Annotated in this window: 18 protein-coding genes; 4 read left to right on the top strand and 14 right to left on the bottom strand. The window is 44.0% G+C overall.

Annotated features, from left to right (window positions below; genetic code table 11):
• Positions 1-70: 70 nt before the first annotated feature.
• Positions 71-1,159, bottom strand: a complete 1,089-nt coding sequence (gcvT, locus tag WKU26_RS11085; protein ID WP_340322054.1) for a glycine cleavage system aminomethyltransferase GcvT — start codon at positions 1,157-1,159, stop codon at positions 71-73.
• Between the two features lie 162 nt (positions 1,160-1,321).
• Complete coding sequence (gene pepT, locus WKU26_RS11080; RefSeq protein ID WP_340322053.1) at positions 1,322-2,548, bottom strand: peptidase T; 1,227 nt, start codon at positions 2,546-2,548, stop codon at positions 1,322-1,324.
• Positions 2,549-2,712: 164 nt separating this feature from the next.
• Between pepT and WKU26_RS11075 the strand changes: the two genes are divergently transcribed.
• Positions 2,713-3,954, top strand: a complete 1,242-nt coding sequence (locus WKU26_RS11075) for a BamA/TamA family outer membrane protein (RefSeq protein ID WP_445323241.1) — start codon at positions 2,713-2,715, stop codon at positions 3,952-3,954.
• A gap of 6 nt (positions 3,955-3,960) precedes the next feature.
• Here WKU26_RS11075 and WKU26_RS11070 read toward each other — a convergent pair whose 3' ends face one another.
• Positions 3,961-6,165: a sodium-translocating pyrophosphatase gene (locus WKU26_RS11070; protein ID WP_340322052.1), complete on the bottom strand. Its 2,205-nt coding sequence runs from the start codon at positions 6,163-6,165 to the stop codon at positions 3,961-3,963.
• Between the two features lie 48 nt (positions 6,166-6,213).
• Here WKU26_RS11070 and WKU26_RS11065 point away from each other — a divergent pair, with 48 nt between their 5' ends.
• Complete coding sequence (locus tag WKU26_RS11065; RefSeq protein ID WP_340322051.1) at positions 6,214-7,491, top strand: restriction endonuclease subunit S; 1,278 nt, start codon at positions 6,214-6,216, stop codon at positions 7,489-7,491.
• A 30-nt stretch (positions 7,492-7,521) separates the two neighbouring features.
• On the opposite strand, the gene WKU26_RS11060 is transcribed toward WKU26_RS11065, so the two are convergent.
• Positions 7,522-8,325 carry a tyrosine-type recombinase/integrase gene (locus tag WKU26_RS11060; protein ID WP_340322050.1) on the bottom strand — a complete coding sequence of 268 codons (804 nt, stop codon included), beginning with the start codon at positions 8,323-8,325 and terminating at the stop codon, positions 7,522-7,524.
• On the opposite strand from WKU26_RS11060, the gene WKU26_RS11055 reads away from it, so the two are divergent.
• Positions 8,302-8,859, top strand: a complete 558-nt coding sequence (locus WKU26_RS11055) for a restriction endonuclease subunit S (RefSeq protein WP_340322049.1) — start codon at positions 8,302-8,304, stop codon at positions 8,857-8,859. The two genes, WKU26_RS11060 and WKU26_RS11055, sit on opposite strands and share 24 nt — an antisense overlap.
• Here WKU26_RS11055 and WKU26_RS11050 read toward each other — a convergent pair.
• From WKU26_RS11050 to WKU26_RS11035, 4 genes are read right to left on the bottom strand one after another with little or no spacing between them, the layout of a single operon-like run.
• Positions 8,854-10,290 carry a restriction endonuclease subunit S gene (locus tag WKU26_RS11050; RefSeq protein ID WP_340322048.1) on the bottom strand — a complete coding sequence of 479 codons (1,437 nt, stop codon included), beginning with the start codon at positions 10,288-10,290 and terminating at the stop codon, positions 8,854-8,856. The genes WKU26_RS11055 and WKU26_RS11050 overlap by 6 nt on opposite strands.
• A gap of 6 nt (positions 10,291-10,296) precedes the next feature.
• Positions 10,297-11,448 (bottom strand): PDDEXK nuclease domain-containing protein, encoded by a 1,152-nt coding sequence (locus tag WKU26_RS11045; protein WP_338158466.1) that lies wholly within the window; start codon positions 11,446-11,448, stop codon positions 10,297-10,299.
• Between the two features lie 4 nt (positions 11,449-11,452).
• Positions 11,453-12,886 carry a type I restriction-modification system subunit M gene (locus tag WKU26_RS11040; protein WP_340322047.1) on the bottom strand — a complete coding sequence of 478 codons (1,434 nt, stop codon included), beginning with the start codon at positions 12,884-12,886 and terminating at the stop codon, positions 11,453-11,455.
• A 4-nt stretch (positions 12,887-12,890) separates the two neighbouring features.
• The gene (locus tag WKU26_RS11035) at positions 12,891-15,596 is read right to left on the bottom strand and encodes a type I restriction endonuclease subunit R (RefSeq protein ID WP_340322046.1); all 2,706 of its coding nucleotides are present in this window, start codon (positions 15,594-15,596) and stop codon (positions 12,891-12,893) included.
• A 216-nt stretch (positions 15,597-15,812) separates the two neighbouring features.
• Here WKU26_RS11035 and WKU26_RS11030 point away from each other — a divergent pair, with 216 nt between their 5' ends.
• Positions 15,813-16,052, top strand: coding sequence for a hypothetical protein (locus tag WKU26_RS11030; protein WP_340322045.1), 240 nt, complete (start codon positions 15,813-15,815; stop codon positions 16,050-16,052).
• On the opposite strand, the gene WKU26_RS11025 is transcribed toward WKU26_RS11030, so the two are convergent.
• The 6 genes from WKU26_RS11025 to WKU26_RS11000 form a co-directional block, all read right to left on the bottom strand.
• Positions 16,042-18,312 carry a TonB-dependent receptor gene (locus tag WKU26_RS11025; protein WP_445323242.1) on the bottom strand — a complete coding sequence of 757 codons (2,271 nt, stop codon included), beginning with the start codon at positions 18,310-18,312 and terminating at the stop codon, positions 16,042-16,044. The two genes, WKU26_RS11030 and WKU26_RS11025, sit on opposite strands and share 11 nt — an antisense overlap.
• Before the next feature lie 265 nt (positions 18,313-18,577).
• Complete coding sequence (locus WKU26_RS11020; RefSeq protein WP_178266718.1) at positions 18,578-18,931, bottom strand: hypothetical protein; 354 nt, start codon at positions 18,929-18,931, stop codon at positions 18,578-18,580.
• Between the two features lie 67 nt (positions 18,932-18,998).
• Complete coding sequence (locus WKU26_RS11015; RefSeq protein ID WP_178266719.1) at positions 18,999-20,207, bottom strand: L-serine ammonia-lyase; 1,209 nt, start codon at positions 20,205-20,207, stop codon at positions 18,999-19,001.
• Between the two features lie 192 nt (positions 20,208-20,399).
• Positions 20,400-21,809: an efflux transporter outer membrane subunit gene (locus WKU26_RS11010; protein WP_340322043.1), complete on the bottom strand. Its 1,410-nt coding sequence runs from the start codon at positions 21,807-21,809 to the stop codon at positions 20,400-20,402.
• 12 nt (positions 21,810-21,821) lie between these two features.
• The gene (locus WKU26_RS11005; protein WP_340322042.1) at positions 21,822-24,932 is read right to left on the bottom strand and encodes an efflux RND transporter permease subunit; all 3,111 of its coding nucleotides are present in this window, start codon (positions 24,930-24,932) and stop codon (positions 21,822-21,824) included.
• 36 nt (positions 24,933-24,968) lie between these two features.
• Positions 24,969-26,147 (bottom strand): efflux RND transporter periplasmic adaptor subunit, encoded by a 1,179-nt coding sequence (locus WKU26_RS11000; RefSeq protein WP_340322041.1) that lies wholly within the window; start codon positions 26,145-26,147, stop codon positions 24,969-24,971.
• Positions 26,148-26,334 lie beyond the last annotated feature (187 nt).

Genomic DNA, 26,334 nt, shown 5'->3' with positions numbered 1-26,334 from the left:
AGAAAAGCAGCCGCTGATGTGAATCAGCGGCTGCTTGTTTTTTTCCTGATAAGTCTTTATGATAGAAATGTTATATCTTCCGGAAAGGTGGCTTCACTACCTGAGCTTTCAGCTTTCTGCCTCTGTTGTCAAGGTATATTTCTGTTCCGGGGGCTGCATATTCTGTTGTTACATATCCCATTCCGATTCCGATTTTACGGGTAGGCGACATGGTTCCGGAAGTCACATGTCCGATGGTTTCACCATCTGAGTTGGTCAGCGCATATCCATGGCGAGGGATGCCTCGGTCTATCATTTCAAAACCTATCAGTTTTCGTGATACACCTTCTGCCTTTTGTTTTTCGAGGAAGGCTCTGTTGGTAAAGTTTTTGCCCTCTACAAATTTGGTAATCCATCCCAGTCCGGCTTCCAGCGGCGATGTCGTATCGTCGATGTCGTTTCCATACAGGCAGAAGCCCATTTCAAGTCTGAGGGTATCACGTGCTCCCAGACCTATCGGTTTGATACCGAATTCAGCACCCGCTTCGAAGATAGCGTTCCATATCTTCATGGCATCCTGGGGATAGAAATACAGTTCGAAGCCTCCTGCACCGGTATATCCTGTATTCGAAATGATGACTTCCGGTACACCTGCAAATTCTCCGGTCCGGAATGTATAATAAGGAATCTCAGACAGATTGACGGGAGTCAGTTTTTGTAGCGTGTCGATAGCTTTGGGACCTTGTATCGCCAACTGACCGATGTGGTCGGATGAGTTCTCAAGCTCTGCTCCTACGCTATTATGCGATACACACCAAGCCCAGTCTTTGTCTATATTGGCTGCGTTTACTACCAACATGTACTTTTCCGGTTCGTAAGCATAAACCAGCAAATCGTCTACGATACCTCCTGTTTCATTGGGGAAGCAGGTATACTGCACTTTCCCGGGTGTGAGGACAGCGGCATTGTTGGAAGTGACTTGTTGGATAAATTCGAGCGCATGCGGACCTTTTACCCAAAATTCTCCCATATGCGATACGTCGAAGACACCTACTCCCGTACATACGGCCATGTGTTCGTCTATGATTCCGGAATATTCGATAGGCATGTTGTAGCCTGCAAATTCATGCATCTTGGCACCCAGTTCGATGTGCTTGTCTGTAAATGGAGTTGTTTTCATAACTGCTATAGAAAATAAGGTTTTGATGGCAAGATAGCAATTATTTCTCAGATGGCAAGGATTGCACAGCGTAAATTTAGGGGAGGGTATATACAAATCACGTGAGCCATCGCGAATAATACCGTTGGCCCACGTGAATATGATAATGAGTTGTTGTCTTGATTAATATCTTTTGGCAGTCAGTTCGGCAATCTTGACGATTACGTTCATGGCCTTTTCCATCGACTGGATAGGAACAAATTCATAACGTCCGTGGAAGTTCAGTCCTCCGGCAAAGATATTGGGGCAAGGCAGTCCTTTGAACGACAGCTGTGCTCCGTCTGTACCTCCGCGGATTGCTTTTACTTTAGGCTCTACTCCAGCTTCCTGCATGGCAGCAAAAGCAATATCGATGATATGCATCAGCGGTTCTACTTGCTGGCGCATGTTGTAATACTGGTCTTTCAGTTCGATGCGGACTGTATCATCGCCATATTTTTCGTTCAGCTTTGCTACGCATTCCTGCATGAAAACTTTCCGTGCTTCGAATTTCTGACGGTCGTGATCGCGGATGATGTAAGAAAGGGCAGACGATTCCACTTCTCCCTCCATACCGATGAGGTGATAGAAACCTTCATAACCTTCGGTAGTAGCCGGAGTTTCGTTGGCAGGCAGCATGGCGATAAATTCGTGAGCCACCAGTTGCGAGTTAATCATCTTGTTCTTGGCATATCCCGGATGCACGTTACGTCCTTTTACATGTACTTTGGCAGCAGCGGCATTGAAGTTTTCAAACTCCAGTTCTCCCACTTCTCCTCCGTCCATGGTATAAGCCCATTTACATCCGAACTTTTCTACATCGAACTTGTGTGCTCCCAGACCGATTTCCTCATCCGGATTGAATCCGATACGGATTTTTCCGTGTTCTATTTCCGGATGCTCTTTCAGATAAGCGATGGCGGAAATGATTTCAGCAATACCGGCTTTGTCGTCTGCTCCCAGCAGGGTGTGTCCGTCGGTTACGATAAGGTCTTCTCCCTTGTGATCCAGCAGTTCCGGAAACTGGCGGGGCGACAGGATAATGTTTTCTTCTGCGCACAAAGGAATGTCTGTACCGTCGTAGGCAGATACGATGCGTGGTTTTACATTGGCTCCCGACATGTCCGGACTGGTATCCATATGTGCAATGAATCCGATAACAGGGATATCACGTGTTGTATTGGCCGGCAGTGTGGCAAACAGGTATCCGTTGTCATCAAGACTGATGTCCTCCAGTCCAAGTGCTTCGAGTTCTGTTTTCAGATATTGTGCAAAAACCATCTGTTTGGAAGTACTGGGTGTTACTTCGGTGGTTTCGTCGGATTGTGTATCGAAAGCTACATACTTTAAAAAGCGTTCTGTGATAGTCATATCTTTAAATTGTTAAATTTAGACGAGGTAAAGGTAGCAATTCGAGATTGAACAGCCAAAGATATATTCGTTAAAAAGATATACAAGACCACAAAGTCTTACAAATAGTCTAAGCCAATCGGAAGGAGTTTTGTAACTTTGCAGTTGTATTTTAACAGTATTGTATGAAAAAAATAATTATATTCCTCTTATTGTGTCTGAATTTGCTCAGAGGAGTTGCACAGACACAAGACAGTATTCAGTTTGTAGATATTATTCAGCCTACCAAAGTCCTTCAGGAAACCTTGCAGAAAGATTCTTTGATGAGCAAGAAAGAGGCACGAAAACTGAAAAAGAGCCAGCGGAATCTGCATTATAATATATTGGGTGGTCCCAGCTATACTCCCGATTTCGGTCTTCTGGTAGGAGGAAGCGCTTTGGTAACTTTCCGTCTGAATCCGGAAGATTCTACCATGCGCCGTTCGGTGTTGCCGGCATCCATGGCCTTTATGTTCAACGGGGGACTGAATGTGGTGGTCAAGCCACAGCTGTTTTTCAAAGACGACAAGTTCCGTATATTCGGACAGTTTACTTATAAAAATACGCTGGAGAATTTCTACGGAATAGGCTATAGTACCAATAAAAACTACGAACGCAGTGATTCTACCAGTCAGTACCGTTATAGCGGAATACAGTTCAATCCCTGGTTCCTGTTTCGTATAAAGGACAGCAATGTGTTTTTAGGACCACAAATTGATTTGAATTATGATAAGATTACCGATCCGGCCAAACACCTGGCTACACAGGAAGATTTTGCGGCAGCCGGAGGTAATGCCGATGGATATACCAGTTTCAGTTCGGGGCTGGGTTTCCTGCTGACATACGATACCCGCGATGTACCGGCCAATCCTTATAAAGGTGTTTATGTGGATTTCAGAGGACTGATGTATCAGAAGTGGCTGGGGAGTGACGAGAACTTTTACCGCTTCGAGCTGGATTATCGGCAGTACAAGAGTGTGGGAGAACGTAGGGTAATTGCCTGGACGGCTCAGACCAAGCATGTGTTTGGTTCTCATATACCATTAAATAAATATGTATTGAGCGGAACACCGTTCGATTTGCGCGGATACTATATGGGACAGTATCGCGATAAATCTTCGCATGTAGTGATGGCCGAATACCGTCATATGTTCAATACCGACCGCAGCAACTGGTTTAAGAAACTGATTCACCGTCTGGGATTTGTGGCCTGGGGAGGATGCGGTTTCATGGGACCTACTCCGGCGAAGATAGAAGGAGTATTGCCTAATGCCGGACTGGGGCTGCGTATTGAAGTGCAGCCCCGTATGAATGTGCGTCTGGATTACGGACGTAACTTTGTGAACCGGCAGAATCTGTTCTACTTTAACATGACAGAGGCGTTCTGATTCTGTTTAGAACAGCGACCACGATACGGTGAGTCCGGCCATGACAATGGCTACCATACTCATCAGTTTGATAAGAATATTCAGACTGGGACCGGAGGTGTCTTTAAACGGATCGCCTACGGTATCCCCAACTACGGTGGCACGGTGTACCTCACTTCCCTTGCCACCGAAGTTTCCTTCTTCTACATATTTCTTTGCATTGTCCCAGGCTCCCCCTGCATTTGCCATGAAGATGGCCAGTACGAAACCGGACGACAGGCCGCCGGTCAGCAAGCCAATTACTCCCGGAACTCCGAAGATTAGTCCGGTGAGGATAGGGGCAATGATAGCCAGCAACGACGGAAACAGCATTTCCTTTTGTGCTCCCTGTGTGGAAATGGCTACACACCGGGCATAGTCGGGCTCGGCTTTTCCTTCCAATATGCCCTTTATCTCACGGAACTGCCGACGTACCTCTTCCACCATGTGGGCTGCTGCACGTCCTACGGCATTCATGGTCAGTCCGCAGAACAGGAAGGCCATCATACTGCCTATGAACATGCCCGAAAGCACTTTCGGATTCATCAGTGTCACGTCGTAATATATCATGAAGTCTGTAAAACTGGCTTTATGCAGAGGCACACTTTCTCCGCCGGGCAACTGGAGTACGGTATTTCCCAAGCGTTCCAGTCCGATACGTATTTCCTCAATATACGAAGCCAGCAGAGCCAGTCCGGTCAGTGCAGCAGAACCGATGGCAAATCCTTTTCCTGTGGCAGCTGTCGTATTTCCTAACGAGTCGAGTGCATCGGTGCGTTTGCGCACTTCTTCTCCCAGTTCACACATTTCCGCATTACCTCCGGCATTGTCGGCAATCGGACCATAGGCATCTGTTGCCAGTGTGATTCCCAGTGTAGACAGCATACCAACAGCTGCAATTCCGATTCCGTAGAGCCCCATGCTGATGTTCGAAAGGTCGAATCCGGAGGCCAGCCAGTAAGACAGAATGATGCCTGCAACTACAGCGATTACCGGAATGGTAGTGGAAATCATTCCCAGTCCGATACCCGAGATGATGACAGTCGCCGGTCCTGTCTTTCCGCTTTCGGAGAGTTTCCGTGTGGGCTTATACGATTGCGAAGTATAATACTCGGTAGAGCGTCCGATGATGATACCTACTGCCAGTCCTACTACCACTGCCCATGCGATGTATTGCCAGTTGGTGATATTCAGCAACCATAAGATTCCGAAAGTAGCAGCTACAATCAGTAGGGAACTCAGATTCGTACCGCGTGAAAGTGCCTGTAACAGTTCTTTCATATTTGCCCCTTCCCGGGTACGTACCGTAAAGATACCGATAATGGAAAGCAGAATCCCCACTGCGGCAATAAGCATCGGTGCAATGACAGCCTTAAACTGCATATCCGTATTTCCTGAACCGATAAAAGCTGCCGCACCCAGTGCTGCCGTAGCCAGAATGGAACCGCAATACGACTCGTACAGGTCGGCTCCCATACCAGCTACATCTCCCACGTTGTCACCCACATTGTCGGCAATGGTTGCCGGGTTTCGCGGGTCATCTTCCGGAATGCCGGCTTCTACCTTACCCACCAGGTCAGCTCCTACATCGGCAGCTTTGGTATAGATGCCTCCTCCTACGCGGGCGAAGAGAGCCTGAGTAGAAGCTCCCATACCAAAAGTAAGCATGGTTGTGGTAATCATGCAGAGTTTCGAAGTCGGATTCATCATATCTTCCGGAACGCAGTGATCCAGCAAGAGATACCAGAAAGAGATGTCGAGCAGTCCCAGTCCCACTACCACCAGTCCCATGACAGCCCCGCTTCGGAACGCAATGCGCAGCCCTTTGTTGAGTGAGCTTCGTGCAGCATTTGCTGTACGTGCAGAGGCATAAGTGGCAGTCTTCATACCCAGATAACCAGCCAGGCCGGAGAAAAATCCACCGGTAAGAAAGGCTACCGGAACCCAGGAGTTTTGCAGATTGAATCCGTAGGCCATGACGGCAAAGAGCACTACCAGTACCGCGAATACCCATGCCACGACTTTATATTGCTGTTTCAGATACGACATGGCGCCTTTGCGCACATGTGAAGCTATTTTTTGCATGGCGGGAGTACCTTCGCTTTCCTGCATCATTTGCCGGTAGAAATAACCGGCCAGTACCAGTGCCAGAAGCGAGGCAGCCGGTACAATCCAAAAGAGGTATGTTTCCATGTTGATCCGATTTAAAAGTTATGCCTAAATATATGGATTTTCAGCGAAATGGAAGGTGTAAAAACTTGGTTTTATTGTTCTTTTTGTTGGATGCTTACTTTACATACGCCCCATTATGAGAATGTACCGTTTGAGGTGCCAAAGGGATGGGTGTGGTGTATGTTGGAGGATATAACAAAAATAATTGGTGACGGTTTGCATGGAACTCCTGAATATGATTCTAATGGTGAATTTTATTTCATCAATGGTAATAACTTACACAATCGGAAAGTTATAATAAAAGATGGAACAAAGCGTATCTCAATATTAGAATATGAAAAATACCGAAAACCACTAGATGATACAACTGTTCTTATTTCAATAAATGGTACAATAGGCAATGTTGGGATATACAATGGCGAGAAAATAATGTTAGGAAAAAGTGTTTGTTATATTAATTTGTGCCAGCAAATTAATAAACAATATATTTGCAATATTTTAGAGTCTAATTTCTTTTTAAAATATGCCATTGAATCTGCAACTGGAAGTACAATTAAAAATGTCCCACTTAAATCTATTAATGAGTTTTTATTACCTCTTCCTCCTTTTGCGGAACAACAACGTATCGTGGTGGAGATAGAAAAATGGTTTGCCTTGATAGATATGATAGAACATGGAAAAGCTGAACTACAGACTCTCATTAAGCAAACCAAAAGCAAGATACTAGACCTCGCCATTCATGGTAAACTTGTACCACAAGACCCGAATGATGAACCGGCCTCTGAATTACTAAAACGCATAAATCCCGACTTTACACCTTGTGATAACGCGCATAGTCGGAAGTTGCCAAACGGCTGGAGTAAATGCCATTTAAAAGATGTGCTGTTGATTATAATGGGGCAATCCCCAAATGGAGAAACAATAAACCAGATAAATGGTATAGAGTTTCACCAAGGAAAATTATATTTTTCAGATATATTTGTGCAGTCATCAAATGTTTATACCTCAGAACCAACAAAAATGGCCGAAAAAGATTCTATCTTATTATGTGTTAGAGCACCTGTTGGTATTGTTAATATAGTAACAAGGAGTGTTTGTATTGGAAGAGGTTTATGCGCATTAAAGCCTAAAAAAGGAAATTCAAAATTTTATTTTTATTGGTTACAAACTTTACAAGATACATTTGAACGTAAAGCAACAGGAACCACATTCAAGGCGATCTCTTCTGAAACTGTTAAGAACGAGTGTATTGCACTTCCTCCATTAGCCGAGCAACAACGCATAGTTCAAAAAATAGATGAACTGTTCTCTATACTTGATAATATTCAAAAAGCCTTAGAAGTGTAAGTAATTGCACTTCTAAAGGCTATTGACAGACTACCAGTTCACGACTTTATCTACAATTTTCTGTTGTTCACTAGCCGTACGGCGAAGATAAATGCGGGTTGTTTCAATACTTTCATGCCCCATAAGATCGGCAAGTAGAGCAAGATCATTGAAACGGTCAAGAAAATTTTTTGCAAAACGATGACGGAATGAATGAGGATAAACCACTTCTTTGTTCATTCCATACTTTTCGGCAAAATGTTTGAGCTGCGACGCTATTCCACGAGTGGTGATACGTTGTCCAAAACGATTTAGAAAGATATAGCCGGATGTTAAGCCTTGGTTTTTTAACCATTTATCTGCTTCTATTCGTAGATTCTTAGGAATATATAACCGACGAATCTTTCCACCTTTACTATATAAGTCAAGATAACCAATCTGTACGTGTTCTGCTTTGATATGGAGCAATTCACTGACTCGTGCTCCAGTAGCAGCCATAAACCATACGATGAAATACCATTCATTATAACCATCCGCTTTTAGACGTGATTTTAGAAATTTGTAATCTGCATCACTGATTACGTTCTCCAAAAAATTCTTCTGTTGAACTTTGACGAACTTCACTTTCAGCTTCTCTTGCTTTGTAAATTCAAGATACTTGTTGATGCCTTGTAACCGCAAATTGACGGTTTGTGGCTTGAAGTTCTCCATTAAATACCCCTTGTAAGCCAAAAGATTTTTTTTGTTGATATCCCCATAATGGTTGAGAAAATACTGCACTGTCCATACATACGAGTTAACGGTGTTTTTGGCAAGATTAGTTCTTGCTAAATGATTTTTGAATTTTGTTACCATATTATATTGATTTATAATGAATACAATAACAAAATAAGAGAATGTATCGCGCATTATACGCAGTTACCTAAAGGGTGGGCAGTTGCACCCATGCAAATGCTATGTTCTTTGATTGATGGTAATAAACAGAGTGGTATAGAAAGAATAAATCTTGATGTCAAATATTTGCGTGGAGAACGAGAACCGAAGACTTTGACTTCAGGCAAATATATATCTGCAAACTCTTTTTTAATTTTAGTCGATGGAGAGAACTCTGGTGAGGTATTTAGAACTCCAATAGAAGGCTATCAAGGTAGTACTTTCAAGCAGTTGTTAATCAACGAAAATATGAATACCGAATATTTGTTACAAGTTATCAACTTGCACAGAAAAATTTTACGAGAAAATAAAGTTGGCTCTGCTATTCCTCACTTGAATAAAAAACTATTCAAAGCAATAGAAGTGCCAATTCCTCCTTACAAAGAACAAGAAAGAATATTCGAAGCCATCAAGCTTGCGTTTAAACATTTTGATATAATAATGGAGAGCCTATAAACTCTCCATTATTGCGTCTAATAGGGTAAACTCCTTATTAACAGCATTGACAATTCTTCTCTGTTCTGCAAACGGTGGCAAGGGAATATAAGTATTAACTATTTTTTCTTTGGATATATTAGGTTGTGCTCCACCACCACCCATTTTAATGAATTCTTCCCTATGGGACAATAAAAAAAAGAACAAGAACTCTTTGTCTATCACATTAAAAACCTTACATGCACAACAAGCTTGATTAGTTGTGGCTGGAAAGGTTAATATCCCAATTTTTCCTATTGTAGCTCCATACATAGCAATTAAAACACTACCTGCTGGATTAAGTTTTACAGAAGTTTCATTTAGGGCTTTTTCTGTTATGTATTCGGGAATATGGGTAATATATCCATCGTTCAAATCTCCAGTTTTTAACCAAGGGATATTTCCGTTATAATAATTCTTATTCAGTCTACTTGGTGTGCTACCAGACTGCCATTTGCCAATTTTCCCAAGTATAGTCCAACACCAATTTTGAGGTACTTCAAAAAGCAAGTTCTGATAATGCGCGTTATCACAAGTAATCTCTGCTTTTGGGTTGATACGTTTTAACAATTCAGAGGCTGGCTCATCATTCGGGTCTTGCGGTACAAGTTTACCATGAATGGCAAGGTCTAGTATCTTGCTTTTGATTTGCTTGATAGTTGTTTGCAAATCAGCTTTGCCTTGTTCAATTTCATCAATCAAAGTAAACCAACGCTTAATTTCTGAAACGATACGATTCTGTTCTCTGATAGGGGGAAGTGGTATATATAATTTATCAAGTTCTCCAAGATAAATACCGGCTTGTGCATTACCAATACTTTTTTCTAAAAAGAGAGATTGAAAAATAGTGGATTGAAGTAAATAAAAACAATAGATATTTAATACGTATGTATCTATTATAGAAATACTTCTTTGAGCAACTACAGGATCTGACAAGTCATAAATGGCAACATTTCCAATAGATCCTCCTATAATTCCTAATATTATATCCCCCTTTGTTATTTGAGTTCTTGGATTTTCCTTTTGAAATCCAATTTCATCAGTATATCTATCTTTATCAGTAAAAATAATTTTACCATTTTTTATATTCTGAGCACTTATGACTGTATATCCATTAGATCGTTTGGGAGGAGGATTGTGTGAACCATCTGTAAGTTTTTTGCAGATAGAACCAAATGTCGTCCACTCCCACGAACTTGGTACCTCAAACTGTACATTCTCATAATGGGGCGTATCAGAAGTTTTAGCTGTTTTTTTACTGCGCTTTATTTTTCCCTCTTTTATTAAACGTTCTTTCTCTGCTTTAATGCGTTCGAGCAATACAGATGCAGGCTCGTCATTCGGATCTTGTGGGACAAGTTTACCGCGGATGGCGAGGTCTAGTATTTTTTGACGTAATTTCTTTGTATCCATTAGGGGTTAGTCTTTGTTTAAGAATAGATTGCAAAACTCATTCAATTGCTGTTGCATGCGTTCCTGTGGAATGAGAATGCGTTTGTATTCGGCTATCATTGTGGGACTCATACTTCTGCTCATGGCATATTCTACTACTACCCGGTCTGCTTCCGGACAAAGGATAATGCCGATAGACGGGTTCTCGTTGGAACGTTTTACATCACGGTCGAGTGCTTCCAGATAAAACTCCAGCTGTCCAAGATCGCGAGGATGAAACTTTGTCTTTTTTAGTTCTACGGCAACCAATGCCTGTAACCCACGGTGAAAAAACAGTAGGTCAGCCTTGAATGTAGATGTTCCGATATCAAGACGGTATTCTTGATCCATGAATATAAAGTCTTTTCCCAGTTCAAGAATGAACTGTTTCATATGTTCTACCAAGCCGTTCCTTAGTTTGGATTCGCTATGCTTTTTCGGCAGATTGAGGAAATCTACGAACAGAGTGTCTTTGAACATGGCTGGCGCATTGGGATATATTTTGAGTAACCCTTTTGACATGTTGTCCTTACTGCCTAATAAAGCCGTATAAGTCTGGTTGGAAATACAACGTTGAAGCTCTCGTTTTACCAAATGCTCTTTATTGGCATAGAGTATATAAAACAACCGTTCTTCGTTGCTTTTACATCGGCATAAAATTTCTATGTGATTAGTCAAGGTTGTCAATTCCAAAATTTTAGGCATTTGTCCAACTGCCGGCTGGATAAATTGTGCAGTTTTGGACTGCACAATTACAGGTACTTCCTGTTTATGGTCACTCGCTTCAATTTGTGCAGTTTTTGGCTGCACAAATTCTGTATTCAAATATTTTTTTATTGTTGCTATGAATGTTTCTGATGAATATTCATCATAAAACATTACCATGTTGTAAATACTTCTTTTGCTATATCCTTTAATATCAGGGTGTTGAGAACGTATGTATTCGGATAATTGCGAAACAACTTTGCTTCCCCATTCTTCATTTCTCAGTTTGGTTGATACATATCTTCCTACATGCCATGCAGTAAGCAGTAATTCTTCGTTGACGGCTCTCGAAGCATTACTTTTATGTTGGAGAATAATATTTACGATTTCTCCAAACTGTTGTTCTATTGATATTACGATATTATTGTCCTTCATACGCTCAATTTTCATTGATGTTTGCAAGCAGTTTTTCGAGTTCTGCAACAGCGGAACTTATCGTCTGGCTTTTCTCTTTTATCTCAGCCATCAACTCGGCCAGAGAACGGTCGTCAGTTTCACCACCTTGTTTTATCCAGGTTATATCAAGGCTTGTTTTGTCGCGCTTCAGAATATCTTCTACCGGATATTTACGCCAACGTCCTTGAGGATTATTGTCTGCATCATATGTCTCTTTGCGTCCTTCTAAGTTTCCTGCATTATAGCATGTGACAAAATCATCCAAATGATGTCTTTCTAATTTATTAGTAGCAAGTGTATGTTTGATGTCAGTACGATAATCATAGAACCAAATCTCTTTTGTCGGTTGACCTTTGGAAAAGAACAATACATTTGCTTTTACACCTTGTGCATAGAAAATACCTGTAGGCAAACGAAGTATCGTGTGTAAGTTGAAGTCTGAAAGTAACTTCTTGCGAATTGTTTCTCCCGCACCACCTTCAAAAAGGACATTGTCTGGTAATACTACAGCTGCACGCCCTCCGGTTTTGAGCATCAGCATCATGTGTTGAAGAAAGTTCAACTGATTGTTTTTCGTTTCTACATAGAAATCCGGACGGTTAATATCCACTGAACCTGCCGGACGTGTGCCGAAAGGAGGATTGGCAAGTATTACATCTACAAGGGTGGATGGTTCTTTTTCCAAAGAATCCTCACAAACAATCGGACTTCGGTCTGTTCCCACACCATGCAAATATAGGTTCATGGAAGCAAGTGTTACTACCAATGGAGTGTTGTCTACACCATGCAGTGCTTTGTTGCGTAAAAAATCACGTTTCTCCTTGCTTGCAGACTGTTCTTTCATATAATCGTATGCTGTCAAGAGGAATCCTGCAGTACCACAAGCCGGGTCACAGACTGTTTCTCCAATTTGCGGGGCGATACAATCTACCATTGCTTTGATGAGTGGACGTGGAGTAAAATACTGGCCGGCACCACTTTTCTTGTCCTGCCCATTCTTCTCAAGGATGCTTTCGTAGATAGCGCCTTTCACGTCTCCATCCATGATCAGCCATTGCTCCTCATCAATCATGGTAATGACTTTTTTTAAATAGACAGGCTTGTCAATCTTGTTTTGCGCTTTTGTATAAATTGTGCCGATTAAGTTTTCCTGTTCACTTAAAAGCTTTAGAGTATCTTCATACTGCTTTACTAAATCCAAACCGTCAAGAGATATTAAATCACTCCATTGATAACCAGATGGTATTGCTGATTCTTCTCCAAATATTTCTACATTCTCGGCGTCCATCTTCAAAAAAAGAAGATAGGTGAGCTGTGTGATGTAATCGGTGAATCCGATTCCTTGTCCGGCAAGAGTTGTTGCCAGATTCCAAACTTTTTTGGTAAGCGATTGTTCTGTTGTATTATTTGTTGCCATAAATTTATGCTGCTTTTCTTAAAACTACAAATGTATATAGAGACTGTAAAGCTTCGTTGGCTTTCTGTATGTTGCCGAATGCACGGATCATCTGTGCTGCCTGAGTAGCATCATCTTCACGAATCTCTTTGATTGTACAAGCTCCGTTAGACGCAATATAATCTACAATACGACTGATAACTTCACGTTGTTTATCTGTTATTTCGCGCTGGTTTTGTCCTAACCATAGATTAAAATACTGTTTAGAAGTGGAAACAACACTATCTAACCGCTCTATTTGGTGTAAAGCAAAACGTACAAGTTGTATAATATTGGTCAATGCTTCGGTTTCTTCTTTCGTTGTAGAACGTCGGACACTATTAGGACTCAGAATAGCATACGAATTCCATAGTTGTTTGGAGGTGAAATGGTTGTTAGCTATTTTAAGTTTGTTTTCCAAATCTTTTAGCATTGAATAGGTAATTGGCTCACCTTCATTATTATAAATTATACGTAGAGCTTCTATTTCATCACTATGCTCTTTGCAGAAATCTTCAAAGGCTTCTGTTGTACTTTTAGCTTCTTCTATTGAAAATCCTTTCGATATAAGCGTGTCCTCACCAGGCATCAGTGTGTTGATAAACCCGGCTGCAAGGATAAGTAGATACCGGCGTGCATCTGCATGATTGGCTAATGGAGCAACTAATCCCTTTCGTTCATTGTTCGGTTCTTCTGTACTGACAAATGCCGGAAGCTTATTATTTTCAAGTGCATTATAAATTCTGGATGCAAGCTCTTTCATATCTTCATGAGCCAAACTTGAAAATTCATTCCGTTGTGAATAATCTGCCTTGTTATATATTCGGGAAAGTGTGGCCGCAAGACGTCTCAAATGTTCATCCGGAAGATAACCATGACTGATTTGTTCTAATAATTCTTTAAGAGTAATTGTTTTGGTAGTTGGTTCATTAGTTACTTTGGGTGTTATTTTTTCGTGCTCAGTTACCCCGACTGCATCGACCAGATAGAAACAGTCTTTACTGAACGCATTCGGAGTAACATTTCGTAACTGCTCATCTCCAATTGTGCGTACACCACGTCCTTTCATCTGTATATAGAGCGGTAAAGACTCTACATCACGCATGAAAATCAATACTTCAAGAGGCTTAACATCTGTGCCTGTTGCTACCAATGTACAAGTCACCGCTATTCTGAAATCCTTGTCATTTCGGAACTGACGTATCAATTCGTTGCTGTCGCCTGCCGAATAGGTGATTTTTTGTACAAAGCGGTCGTCTGTACGCCCAAATACCTCTTTGGCTATCTGCACAATATTGGTGGCATGAGTCTCGTTGAGAGCAAAGATTAATGTTTTTGGAAGATAGTCAAAATTAACTTCTCGCTGTGGATCATTGAACAGTTCAGTGTAGACTACATCCCGATATGTAGACAAGATTAGTTTGATTTGTGCAGGATTGATGACATTCCGGTTCAACTCCTTATTGGTATAAGTTTTCGTCTCTTTATTGGAAATGGTTTTTACACTCCCGGTATATCGTGTTTCTTCTTTTACCTTTTCTCCTTCTAATATAGCACCACCGTTTTCGGTAACTTGGGTTTTGATTCTATAAATACGACAATCTACATTTACACCGTCAACAATACTTTGTTCCAATGTGTAGTTGACTATGCGATTATTATTGAAGAAGGCTATTGTTTCGGGTATAGGTGTGGCTGTTAATCCTACAAGTCTGGCTGTATCGAAATATTCCAAAACCTTACGCCAATTTCCATAAATGGAACGATGGCACTCGTCTATGATAATCAAATCAAAATAATCATGTGGTAAATTAGGGTTAGGTGGTAATATTACTTCTTCTGTAGGCTCATTGTCATCATCGTTGTCATTATCCTCAATGGTATCTCCTTTCAGAAAAGAAAAAAGACGCTGTATTGTGGAAATAACGACATTGCTATCAGAGGGTATAGAAGAGGAGCGAAGACGATTCACTGTAAATATTGTATTGAATGCATCTCCGTTTTCTGTCAGTCGAAAAGTTCCGAACTCTCCCTCTGCCTGCTTACCAAGATTATTCCGATCCACAAGAAATAATACTCTTCTCATTGGAGTATATGAAAGAAGACGATATGCAGCAAGACATGCGGTATATGTTTTACCTGCACCTGTTGCTAATACCATCAAAGCGCGATTCTGGCCACTTCTGAAACTTTTTTCCAGTTCGCTCACTGCCTCATACTGACAATCACGTAATCCTTTTTTTCGCAAAGTTGGAAGTCCGGCAAAATAATCGTTAATTCCCAACAGTTTAACCAGTTCATGAGGAGAAGGAATCGTCATTATCTGCTTGAAACTAGCATCTTGTTTACGAAAATCGCAGAAATACAGATCTTTGCCGTTTGATGTAAAAATAAAAGGCAGAGGATTTTGGTATGTCTGATAAATTTTAGGAACATTTCTGGCATATAAAACAGCTTGTCCGCATACTTTGTCAGAAAAGGCATTCACCTCTTCTCTTTTAGCTTCAAGCACACCAATAGCCTTTCCGTGAATGAAAAGGAAATAATCAGCCTCAAGATTACCTTTTAGTAACCCTTCTCTTATAGCAACTGCTGTACATGTTGGTTCGTAATCTTCCCGGTCAACTACTTTCCAGCCAGCATCGACAAACCACTGGTCTATTTTTTGCCTTGCTTTTTCTTCTGGTGTCATATATTCCTAATAATTATTATTATGAGAAGTAATTTATTCTGCGAATATAATGATAATCTTCGATAATCAGGGTGGTTTTATTTTATTGAATGTAGTCGTAGAGAATGATGGTTTTTATCTTTTTTATTGGAAATAGAAGTCAGGAGAGTGTTTGATAGCCCTCTTTGAATCTCCGTTTTACGCGACTTGTATCGTGAGCTCACGATACTATTATCGTTGGCTTACGATATAAGTATCGACAGGCAACGATACAAGTCGCGTAAAACGGGGGTAGAAGTGGCAGGAGAAAGGACAGAAAAAGAGGCTGTATCGGGAAGGAGAAGTGAGGAAATCGCTTTCTCGTTTTCCGATACAGCCTCTTTGGTGACTGTACAATCAGACTGGTCTGATTATTGTTTCCTTTTTGCCTGTACGGCTTTGGACAGATACCGTACAGACTTCGGGGTTAGTAACTGAGTTTTACTCCGGCAAAGTAAGAGCGCGGCATACCCGGTCCGTAGATGTAGCCCGAGTCACGGTCTTTACCCTGGTCGAAATCCTTCTGGTATGCATTGAAGAGATTCTGTACACCTGCATTAATCTGCAGGTTGATGTTCTTGTACAGATTAAACTCGTAACCAGCCTTGAAGTTCACTTCCATGAACGACGGAGTTTTTTCCGTGCGGTCTTTTTCGATGTATCCGGCACGGTGTTCTACCAGCATGGAACCGGTATAAGTGCCCGACAAAGCCAAGGTAAGCGGTTTCACCGGATTGTAAGTCAGCGTGAAGTATCCGTAAAGGTTTGGAGTGCGGAACATACGTTTCTCCAGCGGGAGATCGGCGTCGTCGCTCCAGTTTCGTGCTTCCTTGTATTCGGCTTGCTGTAAGGTGACACCGGCCTGGAACTGCAGCAGACTGCGGTAAGCCAACTTGCCTTCTACGGTCATGCCGTATACTTGAGCACCACTTTCGTTGTAGCGTTCGTTTATCAGGATACCGTCGATGGTGCCCAGTTGTCTCAATGCAAATACGTCAGACAGAGAGGTGTAGAAACCCTCTATCAGTAAGTTGCCCTGCCAGTCTCCCCAGCGGTGATACATATCAGCAGAGAGGCTGATACTTTGTGATTTTTCTTCTTTCAAATTCTCTGCCAATTGAATCATAGAGACTGTACCTCCTACATTTTCAATGTGCAGGTCTTCATCGAAAGCCTGAGGCGCACGGAAACCGAATGAGTAGCTGGCACGGAAGTTCAGGTTTTCTGTCGGGTTGAAACGGAGGTTTGCTCTCGGACTGAAGATGATATGATTCATCAGATTGTGCTTGTCGAGACGTCCTCCGATGAGGAATCCCCATTTCTTGTTTTTCCATTCGTTCTGGAAGAACGCGCTGGCAATGCCCACTCGCTGGTCTGTGTAGCGGTTGTATCCCCACATTTCGTCGTGCAGCTTGTCTTCGTTGTACTCGATACCTCCGGTAAATTCGGCCGGCATGAACAGGCATCGGTCGAAGTTGTAGTTGTATTGTGCACCTGCCACCCAGGTGAGGTCGGTAGTAGAACCATAGGCATTGAGGTCCTGATTTCCGCCATAGTAGCTGTCGCGGTCGATGTGCTGTGCCGATGCATAGATGCTCAGACGTTGTTTTTCATCGGGCGAGAAATAATCGAACTTCACACTTCCGGTATTGATGCTGTGTCTGGTCTGTTCGGCAATGTCTGCTTCGTGTACAGGACGTTCCAGCAGATTACCTCCTCTTCTGTGTTCCTGCAGATGATGGTATTCGAAAGTCAGTTTGGTATACGTACTGGTCTTGAGGAACGAGCGGAAACCCAGAGTCTGGTTTTTCAGTTCCGGCAGTTCGGTAAAACCATCACCGTCGGCATCATAACCGCTACGTTCTCTGTTCTGCCCGAATACGTAAAGTCCCGCCTTATGATTGTCTGTCACCAGCGATGCATTCAGTGTAGTATTGTTTTCGAATACAGAAGTACCGCCAATACCGGTAAGGGTATGCGAGAACTGTCCGGAGTTGTGTGTAGGTTCTTTGGTGATGATGTTGATGGTTCCGGCAATGGCTGAAGAACCGAACAAGGCAGAACCTCCTCCGCGCATTACTTCTACACGCTCAATCATGTTGGCAGGAATCTGTTCCAGTCCGTATACTCCCGACAAGGCACTGAAGATAGGGCGTGAGTCGATGAGAATCTGTGTATAAGGACCGTCCAGACCGTTGATGCGTACCTGCTGGAAGCCGCAGTTCTGGCAGTTGTTCTCTACACGTACACCCGGCTGGAAGTTGAGGCCTTGTGCCAGACAGCTGGAGTTGGTGTTTTCGAACACCTTCATGTCCATTACGTTGACCAGTGTAGGAGCCAGTCGGCGGGTCGTTTCGTTGCGGTTGGCCGATACCACTACACCGTCCAGGGCAATCATGTCTTCTTCTATTTCGAAGTTCATCTCTACGGTTTTACCCTTTTTCAGATGAACGTTTTTGGTTACGGTCTTATAGCCTACCGATCGGACTTCTACGGTAAATTCTCCTTCCGGCAGATTCTTGAGGAAATAGTGTCCGGTTTCGTCGGTCACGGTTCCGATGGTAGTTCCTTTCAGTGAGATATTGATGAACGACAGATGTTCCTGTGTATGCTTGTCTACTACGTGTCCTAATAAGTTGGCATCCGATCCTTCCGGATTATATGCATATAAAGTACAGGGAATCAGGGTGAATATGATTCCTAAAACGAATGTATATAAAGTTTTCATTTCTTTTGTAATTATAAAATTGGTTCCTGTTTTTGTCCGTACACAATCTTCCCTTTCGTGCATACGGCATGAAAGGGTGCTGAGGGCGTTTGTCCGGTTTTATAAAATGAAATACGGGAACACACGCTCTCATACACGTGCAGGGTGTATGCAAGTATCAGGTTCTATACATCTCATGGGAGAGGATAGAACGTACAGGGATAAAATGTGTAAGAATGTTTTTTACTTGTCTGTTTTATGCAGTAAACCAACAGGAGGGCGGAGCACGCAGACGGATGCCCTTGCTGTGAAGACGGTACTGCTTACGCGGCAAGGCCGGTATCAGTAAAGTGAAGCAAAGGCACAGGTATAGTGGGAGCGGATAAGATGGAAGTACCTCTCCCGAAGTGAAGAAATGAGACAGGAAGAAAATGGTTTCCAACTGTCCGGCAGTATGGGTATGTTCTGCTTTACCCGGGTGTGAGTGGACCACAATTACCCCGTTTACCACATGGCTATGGGTAAACATCATGATTCCCCCTAAGTAAAATACAAACAGTAGGGGGAGAAACAGACGGATAATTGAGTTTATTTTCTTTTTACCACTCATTGGTTGCTATACTCTGCAAGGTGCAGATGTCTTGTATTGTTTAAAAAATATTCGAGACCTTGCGGCATCAGTCCATTTGCTGGTAGTTTTTGGCCAGTCCGCCTTCGCTGGTTTCCTTGTACAGGGAAGGAAGGTCGTGTCCGGTCTGTTTCATGACTTCAACTACCTTGTCGAAGGACACACGGTGATGTCCGTCTGTGAAAGCCGAATAGATATTGGCATCCAGTGCACGTGCTGCGGCATAGGCATTTCGTTCGATACACGGAATCTGTACCAGTCCGCATACCGGGTCGCACGTCATGCCCAGGTGATGTTCCAGTCCCATTTCGGCTGCATATTCTATCTGTGCCGGACTGCCTCCAAACAATTGGCTCGCTGCGGCTGAGGCCATGGAGCAGGCTACTCCCACTTCGGCCTGACATCCGGCTTCTGCTCCGGAGATGGAAGCATTGTGCTTCACGATGTTTCCTACCAGACCGGCTGTAGCCAGTGCACGGAGAATACGTGCGTCGCTGAAATCGCGGCTTTTCTGCAGGTGATATAGAACGGCCGGAACCACTCCGCATGCTCCGCAAGTGGGAGCTGTTACAATCTTTCCGCCCGATGCATTTTCTTCGCTTACAGCCAGTGCATAGGCGAAGACCATTCCTCTGGAACGTAACGAGTCTTTATAGCCTTTGGAACGTATGTAGTAGGACGATGCCTTACGGCGGAGATTCAACGGACCAGGCAGTACACCTTCCGCGTCGAGCCCGCGGTGGATGGCTTCTTTCATGGTTTCCCATACTTCTGCCAGATAGTCCCATATTTCTTTACCTTCGCATTGCTCTACATATTCCCAGTAGCTTCTTCCGGTGTGTTCGCACCAGTACAGAATCTGACTCATGGTACCCATCGAATACACTTCGGGGGTAGCTGTACGGTCGTGTCCTTCTTCTGCCAAAGCTCCTCCTCCTACACTGAATACAGTCCATTCGTCGGTTACTTTCTTCGATGCATCCAGCGATTTGAAGGTCATACCGTTCGGATGGAAAGGGAAGAAGATGTGCGGTTTCCATAAAATCTCTACCGGGGCATGTGGCTCCATGGTATCGAGGATGGCAACATCTGTCATGTGCCCTTTGCCTGTAGCTGCAAGGCTTCCGTAAAGGGTTACTTGAAAGGAAGCAGCTTCGGGATGTTTGGCCAGAAACTGTTCTGCGGCTTTACGAGGTCCCATCGTGTGACTGCTCGATGGACCTGTACCGATGCGGTATAATTCTCTGATTGATTTCATGCTGCAAAGGTAATAAAAAACTGGATATATAATTCGCTGTAACAGGGAATATGAGTGTAGAAAAAAGGAAAAAAAGGATAGTTGGGAAGAGTGGGAGAGAGAAGGGGGAAGGGGGATATAAAAATGACATCTTTCATTCTCTGAAAGATGCCATTTCACTTTTTATAAGACGTTATTAAGGAGATTGTCAGTTTACATAGGCTGTTGAGAAGTGTTGCTTTCTTTCCAGCCTCCGCCTAAAGCTTTATACAAGTTGATCATGGTAATCTGCTTGTCGCGGATGGCATTGCTTAGACTGATCTGTGCGTCCAGATATCCACGCTGTGCGTCCAGCAAGTCCATATATCCGATGACTCCGTTGATATACTGCAGCTGAGCCAGGTCGAGGGCACTTTTTGAAGCTTGTTCCAGACGCAGGCGGGTTTCGTATACTTCTTTTATCTTGTTGAACTCAACGATTGCATTGTAGGCGTCTTTAAATGCATTGAGCACTGCTTTTTCGTAGGCATAGGCTGCCTGTTCGCAGGCTGCTTTCTTGGCTTTCAGCATGGCCCGGTTCTTTCCCATGGCGAAGATGGGCTGCAGAATATTTACCGAAAGCAGGTGATAAGGCGACTTCAGCAAGTCTTTCAGCTCTGCACTTTCTGCACCGAAAGAAGCTGTCAGCGAGATAGTCGGGAACAGATTGGTAAAGGCTGCTCCTACAGAAGCATTGGCTGCAATCAGTGCCTGTTCTGCCTGGCGTACATCCGGTCTTCTTTCCAGTAAGGTAGAAGGAAGGCCTACCGGAAGGCTGTTGGTGAACATTACTTCTTCAGGAAGAATAGAGCGCTGGATATGGTGAGGATAATCGCCGCTTAGGAAGGCAATTTCGTTTTCTTTCAATGCTATTTTCCGTTCCAAATCGGGAACCAGAGTGGCTGTACGGGCCAACTCTACCTGTGCCTGACGGAATGCTGTTTCCGAAGTCAGACCACCCTCGTATCTGATGCGGGCCAGATGTAAACTTTCCCGGCGTGCATCTACGGTCTTTCGTACAATTGAGAGCTCGTTGTCCAGTGCCACCAGTTCGAAATAAGCCTGTGCCACCTGTGCGATGAGCGTCATTTTCAGTGCGCGCTGGTTTTCGATGGAACCTATGAAGTCGGCCAGACTTTTATCTCTGTTCCAGCGCAGTTTACCCCACAAGTCGAGTTCCCAGGTTACACCTAATTTAAGGTCGAACTCATTGCTCGGTTTGTACTTGACACCCCCATAATTTTCTCCCTCTTTCTCTCCGTATGCCTTTGCTCCTACAGCCGGAAACATATTGGCATAATCGATACGTTTCATGGCAGCCAGTTCCTTTACCCGGGCTGCTGCAATCAGCATGTCTTTGTTGTAGGTAAGCGTTTTGCGGATGAGTGCCTGCAGAGTGGTATCTGTGTACATTTCCTCCCACGAGTAATCACCGAGCGATGTGGAGTCTACGCTGGTGCTGTCCAAGGTCTCCGGCAGGTTGAGTTTAGGGCGTGTGTAGTGCTTTCCCAACTGGCAGCTTCCCAGGAATAGGGTAGCTGTCAGTGTGCATAAAACCAGATATATATAGTTCGTTTTTTTCATGAGTCGTCCGAATTAGTTAGCTTTTTTTGCTTTCAGTTTGTTGGTAGCCTTGTAAATCATTACAAAGAAGAACGGAACCAATACGATACCAATGGTTACGGCTACAAGCATTCCGAAGAATACACCGGTACCGATTGCCTGACGGCTTGCCGAACCCGGACCGCTTGCAATAACCATCGGAATCATTCCGAGGATGAAGGCCAGTGAGGTCATCAGGATAGGGCGGAAACGCAACTGGGCTGCGTGTAAGGCCGATTCGATGAGTCCTTTTCCTTTGTCTACTTCGTCTTTGGCAAACTCTACAATCAGGATGGCGTTCTTGGCAGCCAGACCAATCAACATGACCAGACCAATCTGGAAATAAGTATCATTCTCCAGTCCGCAGAGTGCTACACCGGCGTATGCTCCCAATACGGCTACCGGCAATGATATCAGTACGGCTACAGGCACGGTCCAACTTTCATACAGTGCTGCAAGGAACAGGAATACGAAGATAAACACCAGGGTAAGGATGATACCTGTCTGTCCTCCTGCTTTCTTTTCCTGATAAGAAAGACCACTCCATTCTACTCCGATGTTGTCGGGCAGTTTTTCCCGTGCAAGCTGTTCCAGTTTTTCCATTACCTGTCCGGAGCTGGCTCCGTTGGCTGCTGTACCCTGTATTACGGCAGAGTTGAACATGTTGAAGCGCTTGATGCTTCCCGGTCCGGTAGTATAGCTGGTTGTTCCCAAAGAAGTCAGCGGAATCATATCCCCGTCTCCTCCGCGTACAAAGTAGAGTCCGATGTTGTCTCTGTGTGCACGGTAAGGAGCTTCAGCCTGTATATAAACACGGTAAATACGGTTGAACATGTTGAAGTCGTTGACGTAAACCGAACCGGTATAAGCTTTCATGGTAGAGAATACATCTGCCATCGGTACTCCGGTCAGTTTCACCTTATCGCGGTCTACATCGAAATAAAGCTGAGGTATCTCTGCCTGCAGTGAAGATGAGAGTCCGGCTATTTCTTTCCATTGCGATGCGTAATACATCAGTGTATCTGTTGCTGCCACGAGGTCGTCGAAAGTAGCGTCTCCACGTGCTTCGAGCTGCATTTCAAAACCTCCCGATGTACCCAGTCCGGGGATTACCGGCGGGGTAGAAAGATAGACCTTACATTCGGGATATTCTTTGAACTCTTTGCGTACGCGGTCCATAATTTCGTCGATGGTGATTTTGTCCCGGTCTTCCCATTCCTTCAGGATGACTGTCAGCTGGCTTCTTGCCTGGTTGGTACCGACACGCGGACTGCTACCGGTCACATTCTGTACATAGGCCACACCCGGTTCCTTCATCAGGAAGTCGATGGCGCGGTCGGTCACTTCGCGTGTTCTTTCCAGTGTACTGCTTTCCGGCAGTTCCAGCTCTACGGTAAAGTATCCCTGGTCTTCAATCGGCAAGAAACTGGTCGGAGTCAGTCTGTGGAATACAAATATCATAATGAGTACCATACCGAATCCTACGATTACACGGCGTGGGTGCTTGACAGTCTGGCTAATCCATTTTACGTAATGGTTGTTTCCGATGTTCAGCCAGTTGTTTATGGCACGGAACACCCGGTTCTTGGGTTTGTTGGGATCTTCCGGTTTCAGAATCAATGAACACATTACAGGACTCAGCGTCAAGGCTACTACCGTAGACAGAAGTACGGATACTACGATGGTCACGGTAAACTGTCTGTACAGCTGACCGGTAATACCCGACAGGAAGCTAACCGGCACAAACACCGCAGCCAGTACCAGTGAGGTAGCAATGACTGCTCCTACCAGGCCTTCCATGGCTTTCTTGGTCGCTTCGTACGGACTGAGTTTCTCCTCTTCCATGATTCGTTCCACATTTTCTACCACCACAATGGCGTCGTCCACCACAATACCGATGGCCAGTACCAGTCCCAAAAGCGTCAGCATATTCAGCGAGAACCCGAATATCAGCATGAATCCGAATGTACCAATCAAAGAAATCGGTACGGCTACTACCGGAATCAGAGTGGCCCGCCAGCTTTGCAGTGACAAGTATACCACAATGATAACCAGCACAAGTGCCTCGAACAAGGTCTTGTATACTTCGTGGATAGACTGGGAAATGTAGTTTGTCATATCGAACGGAATGTTGTATTCCAGTCCTTCCGGAAAGTTCCGGCTGATATTCTCCATTTCCTTTTTCACATTTTCTGCGACTTCCATAGCGTTGGCTCCCGGAAGCATATAGATACCCAGTACGGCTGCATTTCCTCCGTTGATACCACTTTCGGTATTATACGATGCAGCTTCCAGCGAAATTCTTGCCACGTCTCTCAGGCGGATAAGCGATCCGTCCGGATTGGCTCTCAGTACAATTTCTTCAAATTGTCCGGCAGTAGACAGACGTCCCTGTGCGGTGATAGGAATGGTGATATCCAGTCCTGTGACAGGCTGCTGTCCCAATACACCGGCTGCCGATTCTCTGTTCTGGTCTTTCAGGGCATTCTGGACATCTTGTACGGTCAGTCCGAAATTGGCCAGTTTGGCCGGATCTACCCAGATTTGCATGGCATAGTAACGTCCACCCACGTTCGAGATTCTACCTACTCCCGGAATACGTCTCAACAGGTCGATTACGTTCAGTGTAGCAAAGTTACTAAGGTAGATTTCATCAAACTTCGGATCGTCCGAGGTCAGACAGATGGTCATCAACTGGCTTGGAGCCTGTTTTTCTACGCTGATACCATTCTGTATCACTTCTGCCGGAAGCCGGGACTCCGCCAGTTTGATACGGTTCTGTATTTCCACAGCCGCCAGATCCGGGTCGGCAGAAATATCAAATGTAACAGTTGCCGAGAAACCTCCGGAGTTGGAGCTGTTCGATTCCATGTAAATCATTCCCGGAGTACCGTTCAACTCCTGTTCGATAGGAGTAGCCACCGCTTGCGAAACGGTTACGGCACTGGCACCCGGATACGAAGCGCTGATTTTTACCACCGGAGGGGTAATCTGGGGATATTGGTCGATTGGAAGCATCATCAGACCGATGATACCCACAATGACAATTAATATGGAGACGACAGCCGAGAATACCGGTCTGTCGATGAAAAAGCTGACTTTCATGAATGTTTGTTTTTAAGGGTTCTTACTAAATCCGCTTTACTCTTGTGTTTCGGCTGCTGGTTTTCCAATTCGTACCTTCATGCCTGGAGTCAGTTTGTGGAATCCTTCGCTTACGATGATTTCTCCGGCCGACAGACCACGTTCTACCACTACATTGTTCTGGAATTCAGGTCCCAGTTCGATGAAGCGTCTTTCTACAGTCGAGTCTTTTCTCATTACAAAGATATGAGCGCCACCCTTTTCTATAATCAAAGCTTTCTGTGGAACAACCGTTGCATTTTTACGTACGTCGAGCAATACCTTTACTTTTGTAAACTGTCCGGGCAGCAACACGTGATCCGGGTTGGCCAGTTCGGCACGAACGGAGAATGTTCCTGTTTTCGGGTTTACCTGAGGTGCGGCGAAGTCCACCAGTCCTTTATATTTATATACACTGTTGTCTGGCAAAGTAATGGTAACGGTAGGTTGCCATGAGCGGGTAGAGTCTTTTTGCCCCAGAGTGACGTTACGTTCTTTACCCTTAAGATAATCCAGTGCAGTCATACTGAAGTCTACTAAGATTGTATCACTTTTTACGATTGTTGCCAGAAGCGATTTACCGCTGCCACCCACCAGTGTACCCAAGTCGACATGACGTTCACTGATCTGACCTGAGATAGGAGAGCGTACAATGGTATATCCCAGTTCCTGTTCTGCCTGATCCAGGTCGGCCTGGCTCATGCCTACACTGGCTACCGCTGTTTCGTAAGCAGCCACTGCGTTGTCGAGGTCGAGCTGGCTGGCTGCATTCTGTTCATATAGCGGACGGATACGTTCCAGGTCACGTTTTGCTTTATGAGCCTGTGCTTCATCCTTTTTCAATTGTGCCCTTACCTTATCCGCTTTGGCACGGTACTGATCCTGATTGATGACAAACAGCACCTGATTCCGTTTTACATAAGTACCTTCCGCAAACAACATCTGTTCAAGGAACCCTTCTACACGGGCGCGTACTTCTACAAACTGCTGTGCTCTGATTCGTCCTACATATTCCCCATAAATTTCCACATCCTGCTGCTGTGTTGGTGTTACGCAAACTACCGGTGCTTCGGGTACAGGTTTCTTTTCGCGGGTCAGGAAAAGATACAACGCAATGATAATCAGAATACCTATCCCTGTGTAAATAGTTTGTTTCCTTTTAATCTTTAAGTCCTTCTTTGTCAAAAAACGTCTCATAATCATTTAAGTTTTTGTTGTTTTAGATGCCACTATGTGGTTATGGGCAATATGTATGCCAAAGATACAGATTTTATTTGAATGTTGAAAATCAATGTGGTAAATCTCTTAACCCTCCTTCTTTTGTAGAAGAATGTGGATTGAATTTGTAGAAAAAATCCTCAATTTGTGAATAATGGTGAGTCTG

This window comes from Phocaeicola sp. HCN-40430, assembly GCF_037890285.1.
Taxonomy (GTDB): Bacteria; Bacteroidota; Bacteroidia; order Bacteroidales; family Bacteroidaceae; genus Phocaeicola; species Phocaeicola acetigenes.
The sequence above is the reverse complement of the archived record's forward strand: the minus strand, read 5'-3'. Positions and strand labels throughout refer to the sequence as shown.